The 18,284-nt window shown below is 37.4% G+C and carries 14 protein-coding genes, 1 tRNA gene and 1 riboswitch; of the genes, 11 read left to right on the top strand and 4 right to left on the bottom strand.

The window, feature by feature from the left end:
- Nucleotides 1-7 precede the first annotated feature (7 nt).
- The 3 genes from AC4G3O_RS02045 (at nt 8) to AC4G3O_RS02035 (ending at nt 1,901) form a co-directional block, all read left to right on the top strand.
- Entirely contained in the window at nt 8-685 is a 678-nt protein-coding gene (locus AC4G3O_RS02045; protein ID WP_491135739.1) for a phosphatase PAP2 family protein, read from the top strand.
- A 152-nt stretch (nt 686-837) separates the two neighbouring features.
- Nucleotides 838-1,176 (top strand): hypothetical protein, encoded by a 339-nt coding sequence (locus AC4G3O_RS02040; RefSeq protein WP_139891815.1) that lies wholly within the window; start codon nt 838-840, stop codon nt 1,174-1,176.
- 566 nt (nt 1,177-1,742) lie between these two features.
- On the top strand, nt 1,743-1,901 hold the full coding sequence (locus AC4G3O_RS02035; RefSeq protein ID WP_175354299.1) for a hypothetical protein: 159 nt from the start codon (nt 1,743-1,745) through the stop codon (nt 1,899-1,901).
- Between the two features lie 208 nt (nt 1,902-2,109).
- Here AC4G3O_RS02035 and AC4G3O_RS02030 read toward each other — a convergent pair whose 3' ends face one another.
- Nucleotides 2,110-2,706, bottom strand: coding sequence for a class I SAM-dependent methyltransferase (locus AC4G3O_RS02030; protein WP_066107055.1), 597 nt, complete (start codon nt 2,704-2,706; stop codon nt 2,110-2,112).
- 124 nt (nt 2,707-2,830) lie between these two features.
- Nucleotides 2,831-2,932: riboswitch (SAM riboswitch) on the top strand.
- A gap of 94 nt (nt 2,933-3,026) precedes the next feature.
- Here AC4G3O_RS02030 and AC4G3O_RS02025 point away from each other — a divergent pair.
- The 5 genes from AC4G3O_RS02025 (at nt 3,027) to AC4G3O_RS02005 (ending at nt 10,564) form a co-directional block, all read left to right on the top strand.
- Entirely contained in the window at nt 3,027-4,886 is a 1,860-nt protein-coding gene (locus AC4G3O_RS02025) for a bifunctional homocysteine S-methyltransferase/methylenetetrahydrofolate reductase (protein ID WP_491135738.1), read from the top strand.
- On the top strand, nt 4,883-8,326 hold the full coding sequence (metH, locus tag AC4G3O_RS02020) for a methionine synthase (protein WP_066107049.1): 3,444 nt from the start codon (nt 4,883-4,885) through the stop codon (nt 8,324-8,326). Before AC4G3O_RS02025 ends, metH begins: the two co-directional genes overlap by 4 nt.
- A tRNA-Ser gene (locus AC4G3O_RS02015) sits at nt 8,325-8,394 on the top strand. The genes metH and AC4G3O_RS02015 overlap by 2 nt, the downstream gene beginning before the upstream one ends.
- A gap of 239 nt (nt 8,395-8,633) precedes the next feature.
- Nucleotides 8,634-9,380 (top strand): SDR family NAD(P)-dependent oxidoreductase, encoded by a 747-nt coding sequence (locus tag AC4G3O_RS02010; RefSeq protein WP_066107046.1) that lies wholly within the window; start codon nt 8,634-8,636, stop codon nt 9,378-9,380.
- Between the two features lie 188 nt (nt 9,381-9,568).
- Nucleotides 9,569-10,564, top strand: a complete 996-nt coding sequence (locus AC4G3O_RS02005) for a hypothetical protein (protein WP_066107041.1) — start codon at nt 9,569-9,571, stop codon at nt 10,562-10,564.
- Between the two features lie 410 nt (nt 10,565-10,974).
- On the opposite strand, the gene AC4G3O_RS02000 is transcribed toward AC4G3O_RS02005, so the two are convergent.
- From AC4G3O_RS02000 to AC4G3O_RS01990, 3 genes are all read right to left on the bottom strand, one after another.
- Nucleotides 10,975-12,195, bottom strand: coding sequence for a dicarboxylate/amino acid:cation symporter (locus AC4G3O_RS02000; protein WP_066107037.1), 1,221 nt, complete (start codon nt 12,193-12,195; stop codon nt 10,975-10,977).
- A 289-nt stretch (nt 12,196-12,484) separates the two neighbouring features.
- A complete protein-coding gene (locus AC4G3O_RS01995; protein ID WP_066107032.1) occupies nt 12,485-13,255 on the bottom strand; it encodes an NADPH-dependent oxidoreductase in 771 nt (256 codons plus the stop codon).
- Between the two features lie 314 nt (nt 13,256-13,569).
- Nucleotides 13,570-14,247, bottom strand: coding sequence for a helix-turn-helix transcriptional regulator (locus tag AC4G3O_RS01990; protein WP_066107029.1), 678 nt, complete (start codon nt 14,245-14,247; stop codon nt 13,570-13,572).
- A 742-nt stretch (nt 14,248-14,989) separates the two neighbouring features.
- Between AC4G3O_RS01990 and sdaAB the strand changes: the two genes are divergently transcribed.
- The 3 genes from sdaAB (at nt 14,990) to AC4G3O_RS01975 (ending at nt 18,138) form a co-directional block, all read left to right on the top strand.
- Nucleotides 14,990-15,688, top strand: coding sequence for an L-serine ammonia-lyase, iron-sulfur-dependent subunit beta (gene sdaAB / locus AC4G3O_RS01985; protein WP_066107026.1), 699 nt, complete (start codon nt 14,990-14,992; stop codon nt 15,686-15,688).
- 23 nt (nt 15,689-15,711) lie between these two features.
- Nucleotides 15,712-16,590 carry an L-serine ammonia-lyase, iron-sulfur-dependent, subunit alpha gene (gene sdaAA / locus AC4G3O_RS01980; protein ID WP_066107021.1) on the top strand — a complete coding sequence of 293 codons (879 nt, stop codon included), beginning with the start codon at nt 15,712-15,714 and terminating at the stop codon, nt 16,588-16,590.
- 228 nt (nt 16,591-16,818) lie between these two features.
- Nucleotides 16,819-18,138, top strand: a complete 1,320-nt coding sequence (locus AC4G3O_RS01975) for an amino acid permease (protein ID WP_066107018.1) — start codon at nt 16,819-16,821, stop codon at nt 18,136-18,138.
- Nucleotides 18,139-18,284: the final 146 nt, after the last annotated feature.

The following is an 18,284-nucleotide window of genomic DNA, read 5'->3' as shown; positions in this document are numbered from 1 at the left end:
GGCAGAAATGAAGAAGCAGACGAATACCTTTTTAAATGTTCATGTAATCACCTTTTTCGTATTAATCGCCCTCTTTATTGTGTGTACCATCCTATTCGTAGATATTGCAGAGAACATAAATGAGAATGAGCTTTATCATTTTGATATGACAATCATCCAGGCTGTGCAGGGGAGTATTAATGAATTAAGCACAAAAGTACTTACCTTTATAACTAATCTTGGATCAGTTGATGGCAATATTCTATTGGTTATCCTATTCTCTGTGTTTTTATTATTTAAAAAACGTGTATTAAGTGTCATATTCTTAATCATCACGACATTATCGGGCGGTTATGTTAACCATTACTTAAAATGGATTTTCCAGCGGGAGAGACCAACATTGAATCCATTGATCGAGGTAAATGGCTTCAGCTTTCCGAGCGGTCATGCTATGTCATCTTTTATCCTATACGGCGCACTTATGATCATAACTACCAGAATCACGAAGAATTGGCCCATTAGATTGGCTGTCTATGCGATTTGTATTTTTATGATTTTAACGATGGGCTACAGCCGAATCTACTTGGGTGTCCATTATCCGAGTGATGTAATTGCAGGGTATATTGCAGGATGTGCATGGCTTGCTATCATTGCTACTGTATTTACGTTTGGGGAATATCGGAAAACAAAAGGTTCGAAATCGTAATAGGCTGTCCATAAGCCATAATGGCTTATGGACAGCCTATTTTTTTAGGAATCTTGGCGGTCTGAAAATAACAAAACGTTTCTAAGGAAATATTTGTTATAATAATTTATAAAGAAAAAAATTCTGGAATAAGTAAACAAGGGGATTTTAGTATGATTGATTTGATTATTGGGTTGTTAATCAATGGTTTAGTAATAGTTGCGTTTTTAAACATCAACAAATTTAATGCCCAAAAACTAAAATTATCAATAGTAAGTCTTATATCAACTATTATTGTTGTAGTTGTTCCTACCTTAGGTTATCGATTTGATAAGAGTATTGGTGATTATTATTTCGGTTTTCCTGCTGATATTTTAGTTTATCATGGTGGAATGCTGTTTTCTTTAGTCTCGTTTGGCTTTTTGTTTAACTTCTTTTTCTTTTATTGGGTGTTTAAACTAATAGTTAAATTAGGAGTGCTTATTAGGCCTGTGAACAAGGGAAATTATTGATGTTATTTAAAAGGGGTTGCTTAGGCTGCTCCTTTTCTTATAGGGTTCCCATTTCGCTTAATGCAGCAGCCAAAGTTAGTTACTTCAGTGTGAAATAGACGTAGCGGTAAAACCGCAATATCGGTTAACGATGTTATGTTGGGATAGCTGAAGAAGAGAAAGTATAATTTTTAATTAAGGTAATATTAAGTGATAATCGTTGAATGCCTTTTTGTGTTGAACTTCTTATGGCAGTAAAGGTTCAGGATAACGAAAAAGAGTTTTACATAAGAATAAGGAATTGATAAAAATCAATTTAATAGGGAGAAAAACATGGGGCATTAGTTGAATAATTGCGACAATAAAAAAGCTGTCTCTCTTTAAGTCATCAGCAACAATACTTGTGAACAGAGAGCAAATAAAAGAGATCCATTAGCAAGGGATAGGAATTTTCAATCACCTAAAAAAGACAACCAGAGTCATTATGTTATCAATAACATATATGGTATAATTTTCATGCAACTACTTGGTGCGGGTGGTATGCGCCTTCTTTTCCTTATATAAAGGAGAAGGGAGGTGATATACTTATGGATTTTCTAATAGCTCTGGCAAAAGATGTAGCAATGATCTTTTTCACGACCCTTGCTGCCGGCATCGCCACGCGATTCGCCAATCTTCAGCTAAAGGGCAAACGAAAAACCACCCCGCGCCGACCAAAGCATAAGGGTGGTTCCTCTAAGAACTAAACTATTTGCATACCACTCGCTAGTAGTTGTACCAGGGAGTATCCAGCTCTCTGGTTTTTTAATATATGTGTATATGTTTATAATATACCCTAAATAATAGAAATTCAATCAAAACTGATGGAGGAGCTTATGGTTTTTATAGGTTGAAAAGGGTCAGATAGAAAGAGTGTCTAAGCTTGAGTGGAATTTCTAATATTCATAAAAAGGGCTATTTGATGGCTGTGACATTTATAGATAAGCACGGTTTGAGTGGTTTCGTTTGAACCTTAATAGACTTAAAGCCTGTATTAGTTAGCACCTCTCTAATCTCTTCGGCAAAGGCATGAGCCTGTTCTTCGGTTGCTTCTTCCTGCCTTGGCTGCACGGTTATAGTCAGTTTTCCATTTTCTTTTAATAAAGAATGTATTTTTTGAATACAAGCCTCTTGATCTTCCCATAATGGATAGCTATTTACACTAAATATTTTATCGTACACCATTGGATTGGGAATCCCGAGAACAGTTCCATTAAACAAACGAAGCTGATTGCGGTTGAGTTGTTCTTGATTTCGTTTGCTCGCATTTTTCACCATTTCTTCTGATGGATCGACACCATCTATTTGGATGGTAGGGTACTTCTCAAAAAGCATGTGCATTCCTTCACCTGGGCCAAAACCAACTTCTAGCAGTGTGTCATTTGGGGTAATAGTCAATTGATCAAATGTCCATTCGTATAATTCCTCATTTTCATAGGCCATTATTTTACCTGCAATCTTTCCGAGGACACCAGTTGGATTTTTAAACTGATTCGTTATTATTTCCTTCATCTAACATCACTCCTACCCCATACATACCCAAAATACTAAATCGTTAACTCTTTTGGATTAATTATCAAAATAGATTGAAATAACTGAAAATTTATAGTAAATTAAGTAAATATATAATTTCATATTCTTATCTAGAGAGATGGAGGGACTGGCCCGTTGAAATCTCAGCAACCTGGATGGTAATCCAAGGTGCTAAATCCAGCAAGCAATGCTTGAGAGATGAGAGACCTTAGGAAAGAGGGCTTTCATGATGAAAGCTCTTTTCTATTAGTCTGTTTTCCTCATCAGAGACATTAACCAACTAATTAGGGGGAAAGACAGTGAAACTACTGGAAACGTTAAATGAAAAAATTCTAGTCGCAGATGGGGCGAGTGGAACACTTTTATATTCATTTGGAATTGATAGTTGCTTTGAAGAGCTTAATTTGACAAACCCCAATCAGATCAAAAAGATGCATAGAAGTTATATTGAGGCTGGTGCTGATGTGATTCAATCGAATACATTCGGCGCAAATTTTCATAAATTAAAGCGCTATGGTCTCGAAAGGGAAGTTTCTCAAATTAATAGAGCCGGAATGAAAATAGCGAAAGATGCGGCTGATCCAAACACATTCATCATCGGCACGATTGGCGGCTTGCGGAGCTTTAGGAAATCAGAATTAACACTAACGGAAATTAAGGGATATTTCGATGAACAGCTGACCGCTTTATTGGATGAAAAGCCGGATGGCATTTTACTTGAAACCTATTATGATTTAGACGAATTATTAACGGTAATAGAGTCGGCTAGAAAAATGAGTGATCTTCCTCTTATCGCGAATATTTCTCTGCATGAAACAGGCCTTTTGCAAAATGGTATGCATGTCAGTGAGGCGTTTTCTCTTATGAAAAAAACAGGCGCTGATGTGTTAGGCATCAATTGTCGGATGGGTCCCTATCATATGATTCGCTCATACGAAGAAGTACCTTTATTGGAAGATACCTATTATGCGGCTTATCCAAACGCCAGCTTACCTGATTTATCAGATGGAAGATATGTCTATTCGACAGAAGCGGATTATTTCATTAATAGTTCAAGGCAGCTTGTGAAGCAGGGGGTCCGGCTGCTAGGTGGATGCTGTGGTACAACTCCTGCCCATATTCAGGCCATTCGTAAAGGAATCGAAGATCTTCATCCTGTAAAGGTGAAAGATTTTGTAGCCAAGCCGAAGCATCAGCCTATATCATATGAAATCATTCAATATAAACGAAAAGGTCCAGATACAATTTCAGGTAAGGCAAAAAAACAAACGACGGTTATCGTGGAGTTGGACCCGCCAAAGACGTTCGGCCTGGAGGATTTTTTAATAGGAAGTCGCTACCTATTAGATTCGGGTGCCGATGCGATTACACTTGCGGATAATTCATTGGCGTCACCGAGAATATCCAATCTTGCGGTAGCGTCGATTTTACAATCAAAGTTAAATACGGTGCCTCTTGTTCACTTAACTTGTCGAGATCATAATCTGATTGGCTTGCAATCTCATTTAATGGGCATGCATTCCCTTGGATTATCAGAGGTGTTGGTGGTGACTGGGGATCCTTCAAAAATTGGTGATTTTCCGGGCGCGACTTCTGTATATGATCTTTCTTCAATGGACCTGATTTCATTGGTTAAGCAATTGAATGAGGGGCGCTCCTATTCAGGAAAATCGCTGGGTAGCCGGGCGAATTTCGATATCGCAGCTGCCTTTAATCCAAATGTAAAGTACATAGATAAAGCCGTACAGCGAATGGAAAAGAAAATTCAGGCTGGAGCTGATTATTTCTTAACCCAGCCCGTGTTTAGTATTGAAAAATTAGAGGAAGTATACGCGGCAACCAGGCATATAACAAAGCCGATTTTTATTGGCATTATGCCTTTAACGAGTCACCGGAATGCAGAGTTTTTACATAATGAAGTGCCAGGTATTTCATTGCCGGTTCATGTTAGAGAGGCGATGGAAAGAGCCGGAACGGATAAGGAAGCCTGTGCTCGCGAAAGCTTTGCCATTTCAAAAGAATTAGTGGACGCGGCAAGTGAACTATTTAACGGTATCTATATTATTACACCTTTTATGAAATATGAATTAAGCGGGCATTTGGTTCGGTACATCAAAGAACAGAAATCAGTTGTAAATAAGGAAGTGCATCTATCATGAGAACAGAAAAATTGAAAGAGTTATTGGCTGAAAGAATAGTTATTCTAGATGGAGCAATGGGAACCATGATTCAGGCGCATCAATTAATAGAGGATGATTTTGGCGGGGAACAATACGATGGGTGTAATGAGTATTTAACGCTAACCCGCCCGGATGTAATCCAATCGATTCATGAAGAGTACTTGGCAGCAGGTGCGGAAATTATTGAAACAAACACATTCGGGGCAACTCCAATTGTACTGGATGAATATAATCTTGGTCACCTGGCATATCAGCTGAATAAAGAATCAGCTCAATTGGCTCGAAAAGCAACAGAACAGTTTGACAGTCCTGACAGCCCTCGCTTTGTTGCAGGTTCGATGGGACCTACGACCAAAACCTTATCCGTAACAGGCGGAGCCACTTTTGAACAATTGGCAGATTCATATGAAGAGCAAACGAAGGGCCTGCTTGATGGGGGAGTTGATTTGCTTCTCTTGGAAACATCGCAGGATTTATTAAATGTGAAAGCAGCTTATATTGGAATGAAAAGAGCATTCTCATCTTTAGGCAGGGAAGTTCCATTAATTATCTCAGGAACGATTGAACCAATGGGGACTACTCTAGCCGGTCAAACCATTGAAGCTTTTTATATATCGTGTGAGCATATGAATCCTCTTGCAATCGGGCTTAATTGTGCAACTGGTCCAGAGTTCATGGCTGACCATATCAGGTCTTTATCTGAATTAAGCACTGCTGCAGTAAGCTGTTACCCGAATGCGGGATTACCAGATGAAAATGGCCAATATAATGAATCGCCTTCCTCCCTAAGCAAGAAGATCAAGCAATTTGCCGAAAAAGGTTGGATTAATCTTGTTGGCGGCTGCTGCGGAACGACTCCTGATCATATTCGAGCTATTAAAGAAGCGGTTACCGGAATTGAAGCGAGGCAAATTAATGGCAAACAGGGTAATCATGCTGTCTCTGGTATTGATGCCTTAATCTATGATGATTCAATGAGACCTTTATTTGTAGGTGAACGGACAAATGTGATTGGATCCAGAAAGTTTAAGAATCTGATTAAGGACAGGAAATTTGAAGAAGCTTCCGAGATTGCTAGACAGCAAGTCAAAAAAGGAGCCCATGTAATAGATGTGTGCCTAGCTGATCCAGATAGCGATGAAGTGTCTGATATGGAAGAATTCATGAAAGAAGCGGCTAAAAAAATAAAGGTGCCTTTTGTTATCGATTCAACCGATGAAATGGTCATCGAAAAAGCACTCCGCCATTCTCAGGGTAAAGCAATCATTAATTCGATAAATTTAGAGGATGGGGAAGAACGCTTTGAGAAAATTGTTCCATTGGCAAAAAAGTATGGTGCAGCCTTGGTTGTTGGAACAATTGATGAAAAAGGGATGGCCGTAACAGAAGAACGAAAACTGGAGGTTGCCCAGAGATCGTATCAACTGTTAACAGAAAAGTATGGAATCGTACCGGAGGATATTATTTTTGACCCGCTTGTTTTTCCGGTTGGTACTGGTGATGAACAATACCGGGAAGGAGCTGCGGAAACGGTAAAGGGACTGGCGGCCATTAAAAAAGAGCTTCCGAGAACATTAACGATTTTAGGCATCAGTAATGTATCGTTTGGACTGCCGAATGAGGGAAGAGAGGTCCTGAATGCCGTTTATTTATACCACTGTACAAAGGCTGGCTTGGACTATGCGATTGTCAATACAGAAAAATTAACTCGATTTGCGTTAATCCCTGAGGAGGAAGTTAAATTATCAGAGAATCTTTTGTTTCATAACTCAGAAGAATCTCTTGCTGAGTTTGTTGCTTTTTATAGGACAAAAAAGCCTGTTCAAAAGGAAACGAAAGAAAAACTTCCATTAATGGAGCGCCTGCCTGAATACATTATCGAAGGGACAAAGGACGGGTTGAAGGAGGATATTGATGAAGCTCTTGAAAAAGGGATGGAGCCGCTTGATATCATCAACGGTCCATTAATGGCCGGTATGTCGAAGGTTGGAGAACTATTTAATGATAACCAGTTAATCGTAGCTGAAGTATTGCAAAGCGCGGAAGCCATGAAAGCAGCCGTTTCGCAGCTTGAACCATTGATGACTAAATCAGGTACAACGTCTACAAAAGGAAAAATGGTGCTGGCAACCGTGAAAGGGGACGTACATGATATCGGGAAGAATCTCGTTGATATCATCATGAGTAATAATGGCTATGAAGTGGTTGACTTAGGCATTAAAGTAGCTCCGCAAACCTTGATTGAATCCGTCCGAAATGAGAACCCAACTATTATTGGCTTGTCAGGCTTGTTGGTAAAATCAGCCCAACAGATGGTTATTACCGCTCAGGATTTAAGAGAAGCGGAAATTGATGTTCCGATTGTAGTAGGTGGAGCAGCTCTTACCAGGAAATTTACTAGAGGGCGAATTGCTCCTGAATATAATGGACCGGTCTTTTATGCAAAGGATGCCATGAATGGACTCGATTTAATCAATCAGCTCCATGACGATGAGAAAAGGCTATCCTTTCTCGCTCAGCTAGAGGCAGAAACGAATGAGCAAGCAGCAGTGATTTCGATTGAAACGAAAAGGGATATTCAAGTTACAGAAAACCGTGATAAAACAGTGAAGGATCAAGAGAATATACCAGTCCCCGAGGACTTAAACCGGCATATTCTGCAGGATTACCCACTATCTCTGGTGTACCCATATGTGAATAAACAAATGTTATTTGGCCATCACCTTGGGATGAAGGGGAAAGTGGATCGGTTGTTTGAGGAAGAGAATCCAAAATTATTAGAACTTGCAGCCATAGTTGATGAGATTCTCGAAAACAATCAGATTAAATTATCAGCGATGTATCAATATTTTCCTGCAAAAAGTGATGGAGAAATTCTAAAAATATGTTCCCCAGCTAATCCGGATGAAGTCCTCGAAACATTTGATTTTCCGCGACAGTCCAAAAAGCCTTATCTGTGTTTATCTGATTATGTGAAGGACCAAGAGTCAGGTGTACAGGATTATGTGGGATTGATGATTGTCACAGCAGGTAAAGGTATAAAAGAAATAGCAGAAGGATGGAAAAAAGAAGGACAGTATTTAAAGAGCCATGTCATCCAATCACTCGCACTCGAATGTGCTGAAGGCTTAGCTGAACGAGTCCACCATCTTATGAGGGATGCTTGGGGAATCCATGACTCTATCGATATGACCATGAAAGAACGATTGAGTGCTAAGTATACCGGTCAGCGTTATTCATTCGGGTATCCAGCCTGCCCGAATCTCGAGGATCAAGAAAAGCTATTCAGGTTGCTGAAACCAGAGGATATCGGAATTCAGTTGACAGAGGGATTTATGATGAATCCTGAAGCATCTGTTTCCGCGATGGTCTTTTCGCATCCGGAGGCTAGGTATTTTAATGTGGGGCGGGAGGAGTAACGAGATAACGTAAAGGCATAGATAAACGGCCTTCTAAGCCGTCGGTCGGGAGTTCGAATCTCTCTTCGGATGTAATAGATAGCATGAATAAGTCCATATGAATAGTAAATTTCAATATAATGGGGTACAAACGGAGATTAGCACCAAGCGTTTGTGCCCCTTTTTAGTTATCTTGAAGTCTACTATTGTGAAGTTTATATGCAGGGATCAAAAAATCAAGCAATATTTCTACTATTTGTGGATAATAAATGGTCAAATAATCTTTCTTTAGAAAGTATTTAAATAAGAAAAAGGGAGAGAAGTTAGTATGTTTGAAATCAAAGGTAAAGTAGCTATTGTAACTGGAGGGGCAAACGGAATTGGTAAAGAAGCGGTAAAAGCTATTCTCAACAAAGGTGGAATCCCTGTTATTGCAGACTTCAACGAGGAGTTGGGAAATCAAACTGCCAAAGAGTTAAACGTTGAATTTTTGAAAGTAGATGTATCAGACGAAAATCAAGTAAAGGATATGGTGTCACACGTGGTTGAAAAATATGGACACCTTGACATTATGATTGCCAATGCAGGTATAGGAGGAGGAGGTTCTACACTAGATCTTCCAACTGATGAATACGAAAAATACATAGGGGTTAATCAAAATGGTGTATTTTATTGCAGCCGTGAAGCGATTCGACAGATGGTTGCACAAGGCATGGGTGGGGCGGTTATTAACGTTTCTTCAATTCTTGGCTTAGTAGGTTCAGCCGGTGCTTGTTTCTACAACGCTAGTAAAGGTGCAGTAAGATTAATGACAAAATCAATGGCCTTAGAATTTGCTCCTTTTAACATTCGAGTAAATAGTGTCCATCCTGGCTATGTTATTACAGGTATGGTAAATGAGGATGTTGCAGGAGCAGAAGGAATCGAAATGTTAAAATCACTTCATCCGCTATCAAAAGGACTTGAACGTTTGGGTAAACCTGAGGAGATTGCACATGCAATCATATTCGCTATTGAAAACACTTTTATGACAGGAGCGGAAATTGTCGTAGACGGAGGATACACTGCTCAATAATAAAGCATACATAAAGAGATACTATGAACACCCACTATTGAATGTGGGTGTTTTGTTTTATGTATATTAAGTATCAATCTGATATATAAAAATAATTTAATTTAAATGTGTATATATTTAAGTAAATTCAAACTGGGTATTATTAATATATCAATATAAAATTAATATTCCGGAAGGTGGAGATTAAAATGAAGAAAGGCTTGGCATTATTATTTATTTTAATTACTTTCATAGGAATATCGGGTTGCAGTTCAAAGGAAAAAATTGATTTAACCGAATATGTAACAATTGAAGTAAGTGGTTATGATGGTGAAGCAACAGCAAATGCTAATTTCGATTCATCTCGTTTTGAAGAAAAATTACTCAGTATTGATGGAAAACTTTTATTTTCTTCACTTGAAGAGAATATAGAAATAAAGTTAAATAAGGAACAAAATATTAGTAATGGAGATAAACTTGTAGCAGATGTATCTTATACGGCTGATCAAGGGGAATTAGAGGTTAACTTAAAAGACGGAAAAGTAAATAAAGAAGTGAGCGGTTTAGAAAAAATTGCACTCCATGAGGCAGATAAAGAAATTCTAAATGCTGATTTAGGTACTAAAGCCATCCAAATTTTTGACTTCATATGGACGGAAGATACAATTGTTCAGGATTTTATTGATGCTGGATTTAATGTTGTCTATATGGAAAGTAAGACACAGGAAAGTGATAAATCAATTGAAGAGGTTTGGATTGACGATAGTTTTGGGTTCTCACCACTAATCAAGGTTTCCAAAAATGAATTTGAATTATTTCTTGAGCCTGTTAATCCTACTTATGAGGAAACAAGTGAATCAATTCCGTTAGTTGAATGTCATGTTACTGCTGACGGTGCTATGAGTGACAATCCTGGGGTGCATTTAAGCGTAAAAGATGAGGATGTCATTACTAAAATTAAAGGTGCAGAAGTAGAATCACAAGTATTTTTTGTGAAAGGTTTAACTGTAGGAATGACAGAAGATGATTTGTTGGATAAATTACCGGAGAGTTCTAGTAAGAGGGATTCAGGGAAAAGAACTTTATATTCCTACTTTAAATTTGGAGAAGGCGGTTATGACTACATTTTTTATGTAGATAAGGAAACTAAATTAATTGTTGGAATTACCGGACCATTGGGCGGATTCCTACTTTTTAATGATTAATTCCACCTAGCTTAGGATATGGATTATTCTTAATAGTAGTTCGTAAACTATGAATTCCAGTTGTATTGCTGTAACTGTGAAAGTAGGGAGTAAAATTTGCAAGGAAACTGTAGAGTTACACTAAAAGCTTAAAACTGATAAGGGTATAAAGGAAATGATTTACCAAACACAACCATTATAGTTGTTTATTTTTAAATGTATAGTAAATTTATAGACCTTAAACTCTGACTAAAAGAGCAGATAAATCTCCTGTTTTTGGATTTTACCTGCTCTTTTTTGAATTGAATATAACTATTATTATAAATAAAACAATAATAAGAAAACTGCATCTTTATCGATAAGATCTCTATCAATAAAGATGCAGTGGATATAAGGATTATAAAAATAGAATAGAATACTAGAGTTTATGACTATGCAGCGCTTTCTTTTCTTTTTTCTTGTTCGTTGATCATGACAGCACAAGCTGCATCACCTGTAATATTGACAGATGTTCGTGCCATGTCAAGAATACGGTCGATTCCAAGGATTAGCCCAATACCTTCTACAGGTAAATTAACTGAGCTTAGAACCATTGCAAGCATAATTAGACCTACACCAGGTACGCCTGCTGTGCCGATACTGGCAAGAACTGCCGTTATCACGACTGTAACTAAGGCAGTGAAGGATAAATCTACACCATAGACTTGAGCGATAAAGATGGTGGCAACACCCTGCATAATGGCTGTTCCGTCCATATTGATTGTCGCGCCCAGAGGTTGAACAAAGCTAGATATTTCTTTTTTAACACCTAAATTGTCCTGTGCCGCTTCCATGGATAGAGGTAAAGTTGCATTACTGCTGGAAGTACTGAATCCAACCGTCATGGCAGGTGCAAAGCCTTTAAAGAACCATATTGGACTTTTACGTGCCAAAAAGAGAATCGTTCCACCATAAATAAGGATAGTATGAATGATTAGTCCAATTACAACGACAATCATATATAATGCCATCGCTTTCATTGCACTGTAGCCTTGTTCTCCAATTGCTGATGCTATAAGACCAAACGTTCCATAAGGAGCTAATTTCATAACCCAGGTTACAAGAAACATAACCAATTCATTACCTTGTTCAACCAATTTTACAATTCCTTCTGTCTTTTTTCCTAAAACAGTTAATGCAAATCCAATTAAAGCAGCCATGAAAATGATTTGGAGCATATCTCCTTCGGCCATAGCCATGATTGGATTATCAGGAATAATGTTAAGGAACGTTTCTCCGATTGAAGGGGCTTCTTCAGCCTCAAAAGTTGCATTTTCTGTATCAAATTCACCTTTGGTTCCCGGTGAAATTACCATAGCAAGAACGATAGCCAATATAATGGCTATGGCTGTAGTACATAGGAAGTAGAAAACGGTTTTAAAACCGATGGATCCTAATTTTTTAGGATCTCCCAGGCCAGCTACACCTAAAATAATAGAAAACAATACTATTGGGACTACTAACAATTTAATCAGATTGATAAAGATGGTACCTAATGGATCGAAAAGAAATTTGTTGAATGTTTCAAATAAAGATGGGGAGAAAATATTTAGGGAAAGACCTACAAGGGCACCAAGTATCAGTGCATAGATTATCTTCTTCGTTAAGTTCATATGATTCCTCCTAGCTCTCAGCCATAAATTCTGACACTAAACTATTATATTTATCCTTATATTCCAAATTCCGAGAATTAATAGATATTTTACCACGGAATTTGAAATTACTCATCTAATATAACTTTTAGGGCATATTAATCTTCTTTATAGTGAAATAAGGAGTATTAAGTCCTAGAATAATGTGAGGATATTTCTATCGATTTTTATTACTAAAGCAATCAAGGCAAGGTGAAGGGATCATCAAGAGATTTGGGAGATACAAAGTGAAAAAAAGGAAGAGGAGCGTTTAGGCTTCTCTTCCTTTATCTTTAACATCTATTTTTTTCGGAATCTGCATTTGTTGATTAATTGCTTCATCAACGCCCTGATAATAGATTTTACTATAAAAGCTGGCTACAGCTTTAGTCCATGTCCCAGTCTGTGTACCCTGGGAACGCTCTGACAGGTAATCTGAAAATGTTTGATTATATGATTCAATGTCTTCTTTTATATCATGCTGATAGGTTTCGCTATGATAGACCGCTTTAACTGGCAGGCGTGGTTTTAAGCCGGGATCCTCTGCAGGATAGCCGATACATAAACCTGAAATGGGTAAAACAAATGGAGGAAGGTTGAGTTCCTTTATGACTTTATCTAAATTTCTGCGTATACCGCCAATGCAGACTGTACCAAGGCCTAATGATTCGGCTGCAGTAATGGCTGCTTCAAGAGCAATCCCAACATCTGTAGCACCGACCAATAATGTATCAATATTTTCTGAGACAGCAAACGGTGTTTTTTCGATTTCGCTGGATATATATGCTCTATAAAAATCTGAGCAGAATACGAGGAATACAGGGGCCTCTTCAATATGCTTCTGCCCGCCGCATAGCTCTGCGAACTTCTTCTTCCTTACAGGATCTTTAACAGCAATAATGGAAACCTGTTGTCCATTTATCCAACTCGGGGCAGATTGGACAGCTTTAATGATTTGTTCCAGCTGTACATCCTCGACTGGTTTGTTTTTATAAGATCGGATGGAGCGGTGAGATAATAAGGTTTGCATTATTTCGTTCATGTTGAGGTCCTCCTTCGCTATATGGTTTCGTTATTAGTATAGTACAAACGGGTTTATTGTTTATAACAGAACCATTACAGTCGGACTGTTATCTAAGTGTTATATTGGGGTGTAGAGCTTCAATGAAAGGATGAAGTTACTTCTATTAGGAGATCAAGCAACCTAGATAGACTTCGAGATGTAAATTTTTCTGTAGGATGACAACCTATATGACTTTTTGAAGTGTGGAAAAAAGTGGATGAAAAATAAGCTGGGAAGTCTGCGAGATATCTAGTCTTTCCTCGGACTCTCCAGCTTAATTGACATGCACTTTATTATACCGGTACTGCTTTTTTGCTTCGTGATACCATTTGAAGGTAACGATAAACACTGGACTCGGACATTCCCATTATATCTGCCACTTCACTTATTGTGCCTTTCATATCAAATATCCCATACTCTTTTAATTTTGAAATAGCAAGCTTCTTTTGGTCAGGTGATAATTGGGCTCCAGATTCGAGGATATCTCTATCTATTACTGTATAAATGATATTACTTACATTATCTTGAAGCTTTTCTACAGGTTTCTCTTGTTCAGTTTTCATTTCAATATGTTTAATATCAAAGCTTAGATTGGCTAAACTTAGTATATCCTTGGCGACTTTTCGATAAACGTCTGCATCAAAATTTATACATAAAAGTCCCTGTAATTGACCTTCATGATCTTTTATAAACAAAGTGGATGAACGAAATTTTTTACCCCGCGGTCCTTCCCCAACATATCCAACAACATAATCATTGTCTAAATAAACCTTATCGTTGATTAACTTTTTTGCATAGTTAGTCAATGGGCTATTTAAGGACCTTTCGCTCAAGTCAGCATTGACAATATGACCGATATGAGAACCTCCATTAGGATTTAAAACATGTAATACAAATTCATAATTAGGTCCTAGAATTTCTCCAAAATAATTCATTATAGTTTGATAATGTCGAAATAGATCTTTATCCAATTAGGTTTTCCTCCTTTTAGGAAACTCTTTTTAATGGAACATCGAGATCAAATAATATTTATCAATTATTCTACGAGCATAGTAAGTTAGACCCTACATGCAAGTTTTCAGTTTTGCACTTATATTTGTGCGCTTGCTCAGTGGTTAGGGAAGTGATGATTATCAATTGCATCAAGTAAGTCCTTGATAATAAAACCAATTTAGACATAATCTACTAATAATTATAGCAGATTGTAAAGGCTTTCTAATAATAAATTTTTACAAAAATAAGTTTTTACTAAATCATATTGACATATTAAACCAATTATGTGATACTTTGAGCGAGTAGTAAATAATAACTACTGTAAGAAATTATTGTAAATAGATTAATAGATTTCCATGGTCAGCTTGAAACACTTTATATGGATTTTTTTAGGGCAGTTGCGGTACCGTTTTTACCTTATGCTTTTCTAAAATATGCTAAAGGTGGTGTATCTGGAATCGGATTTATTGAACAACTAGGAATTGCTACAAATTATGTTTTGATGGCATTAAGTTGCTAAGAAATGTTTGCAATGCTAGTTAGTATTCAATATAAATACGATTCGATTTTATTGGTTAGTAATGAAAACCTTTTCAAATAGAGCGTAGTTAGGAATAACTCTAGTAAGCTCACTAGTACAAGCCATGTTCATCCATTGAAGTTTACAGTGCAAAATCAATTTTAAAGATCAAGTAATTTAATGGGGTGGGGGAATTTTATATGAGTATTAATGTAGCACCCGTTAAAGAAAAAAAGATTATTAATTATAAAAGTTGTTTTGATGTAATTGGTCCGGTAATGATAGGGCCCTCGAGTTCGCACACAGCAGGTGCCTTAGCTATTGGAGCTGTTGCCAATAAATTATTTCAAGGTCTTCCTAAAAAAGTTTTAGTCAGATACTATGAATCATTTGCTGAAACTCATAAGGGTCACGGAACTGATTTTGCCATTGTTGCTGGTATATTAGGATTTGCTGCTGATGATAGCAGAGTGCCGGAAGCTATTAAAATAGCAGAATCTAAGGGTATCCAGATTGTTTTTATTGAAGAAGTGATTGATAGTCCTGCCGGTCATCCCAATACTGCAGATGTTTATCTGGAGGATGAAAATAGAAGTATTAGAACGATGGGAATTTCGGTCGGCGGCGGTATGGTTGAAGTCAAGCAGATTGAAATGGACGGGTTTAAATTGAATCTCGAAGGACCATTGCCAGTTATACTAGCGATTTCTGAAAAAGATGACCTTGAATTTGGGTTACGCAGGATTCTTAAAGAAAATGATGTCGATATTAACAGCTTTATCAGTTTAGAAAAAGACGGAAAACACCTCTTTGAATTTACATTAGATTCTCAATTACGTAACAATGTTCAGCAGAAATTGAAGGACCTTAGTAATACAGCTACTATTATTATTCTTTAAAATCTTAGGGAGGTGAAAAGTTTATGTACATGACCATAAAAGAAATCGTGGATGCAGCTAATAAAAGGCAAAAACCCATTTATGAATTAGCCATTGAGCAGGAAATCCAACAAACTAGATCCACCTATGATGAAGTTTGGATCAAAATGGAAAAAAATCTACTCACCATGGAAAATGCCATAAATAAAAGTATTGAGGGAGACGGGGTATTTTCTCCGACCGGTTTAACTGGTGGCGATGCTGTTAAAATCAAAAAATATCGCGAACGTGGAAAAACTCTTTCTGGAGATATGATGGTATTTGGGGTTCAACATGCAATTGGTGTTAATGAAGTAAATGCTTCGTTAGGGGCAATTTGTGCAACTCCAACAGCAGGCGCGAGCGGAACAGTTCCTGGGGTCCTATTCGGTATTAAAGATACGTTGCAGTTAAGTCACGAAGATATGGTTCATTTTCTATTCACTTCTGCTTTATTTGGAATGATAGTAGCAAATAATGCTTGTATTGCTGGAGCATTTGGAGGATGTCAAGCTGAAGTAGGCAGTGCCTCGGCAATGGCGGCAGCTGCCGCAGTAGAAGTTGCCGGCGGAACACCGCAGCAATCATCGGAAGCGTTCTCAACCGCCCTTCAAAATTTGCTTGGTTTAGTATGTGATCCAGTCGCTGGATTGGTAGAGGTTCCTTGTGTAAAGAGAAACGCTATAGGAACTGCCAATGCATTAGTTGCAGCGGACATGGCATTGGCCGGCGTAGATAATATCATAAGTGCCGACGAAGTTGTTGAAGCCATGTATAAAATAGGCAGACAAATGCCACGCGAGTTAAGAGAGACAGGTTTAGGAGGAGTGGCAGCCACACCAACTGGAATTGCCATTAAAAATAAAATTTTTGGAGAAAAGTAAGAAGAAAAGACAAATATAGAAATAAAGGAATTTAATACTATACAAATACAATATTTTGCAAACGCCAACAAATAAACTAGAATGGTAGATAAACCAATTTCTCAGTGCTAGCATTCTCATTTAATAATTTCTATTGTCCGAATCTTATAAGTAATTTAATTTTAAAAAAATATCCATATTTATAAGCCTTAGCAGAAAGCTAGGGTATATATAAGGAGGAACCTTATTATGCATGGAAATACAGCAAAAAAACTCGAATTACCAGTTGAAGATCATTCAGTAATACAAGAGAATTTTCCAGATGCGAAGAAATGGCATAAACAAGATACAACCTGGGCTTTGAGCCTTTTTGGAACAGCAATTGGAGCGGGTGTACTCTTTTTACCTATTAATGCAGGATCAGGCGGATTAATATCATTATTGTTAATTACTATACTAGCCTTTCCGGTAATGTACTACTCGCATAGGGCACTTGCTAAAATGATAGCTGCTTCAGATTCTGCTGATGAGGGAATTACCGGTACGATAAGGGAGTATTTTGGAAATAAGGCAAGTATAGCCTTTAACATAGTTTATTTCTTCTCTATTTATACGATCGTGCTGATGTATTCAGTTGCACTTACAAATACAGCAAGTAGTTTTATGGTAAATCAATTGCATATGAACGAGCCGCCAAGAGCCATTTTATCACTTGTATTAATTCTCGGTCTTATCGTCATACTAAATTTTGGACAAGATATAACTGTAAAAGTGATGAGCATGCTAGTTTATCCATTTATAGCTTCTCTGTTATTTATCGCAGTATCTTTAATTCCACAGTGGAATACATCGATTTTTAGTTCTGCAAGTGTTTCTACTGCTTCATCAGGATCCGGATATTTTGGAATTATACTGTTGATATTACCAATTATAGTATTCTCGTTTAACCATTCTCCTATTGTATCGTCATTTGTAATGAAACAGCGGGCAACTTATGGAAAAGATGCGACTGACGCGAAATGTGCCCAAATACAAAAAGTATGTTATATTATGACATTCTCTGTTGTCATGTTCTTCGTTTGGAGCAGTGTCTTGAGCTTAACTCCAAGTGATCTTGCCATGGCAAAGCAACAGAATTTATCAATCCTATCTTATCTTGCGAATGAACTTGGTTCACCAATAATTGCTATTGCAGCGCCTATTATTGCATTCGTGGCCATCACAAAGTCCTTCCTTGGTCATTATGTAGGAGCTTACGAAGTAATGCGTGACATGATTGTGGCATCAGGAAAAGCACGCGGAAAAAGTATTAAAGAAAAAACAATTAAAACTGCAATTCTAGTATTTGTGGTATTAACATGTTGGTTTGTTGCTTATACAAATCCAAGTATTCTAGGATTAATTGATACACTCAGCGGACCTCTAGTTGCTGCTATCTTATGTGTATTACCAATGTATGCAATCCGCAAAGTACCAGTACTAGCTAAATACAGAGGGAAATTGAGCAACGTATTCGTCATTGTTGTAGGTTTGCTTACGATCCTAGCAAGTATTAAAGTATTCTTCTAAATCACTTTAATGAATGAAGGTTTTAGAAGAGGATTATAAGTTTTAAGCAGTAAAAAGTTAAGAAGTGTTTGATGCTTGAACCATAGATATGGCTGTATTCCGGGATTTTACGGTATGCAGCTTTTTTATATTCAATGATTCTTATT

It is taken from the genome of Bacillus sp. z14 (2026), assembly GCF_058313575.1.
The sequence above is the reverse complement of the archived record's forward strand: the minus strand, read 5'-3'. Positions and strand labels throughout refer to the sequence as shown.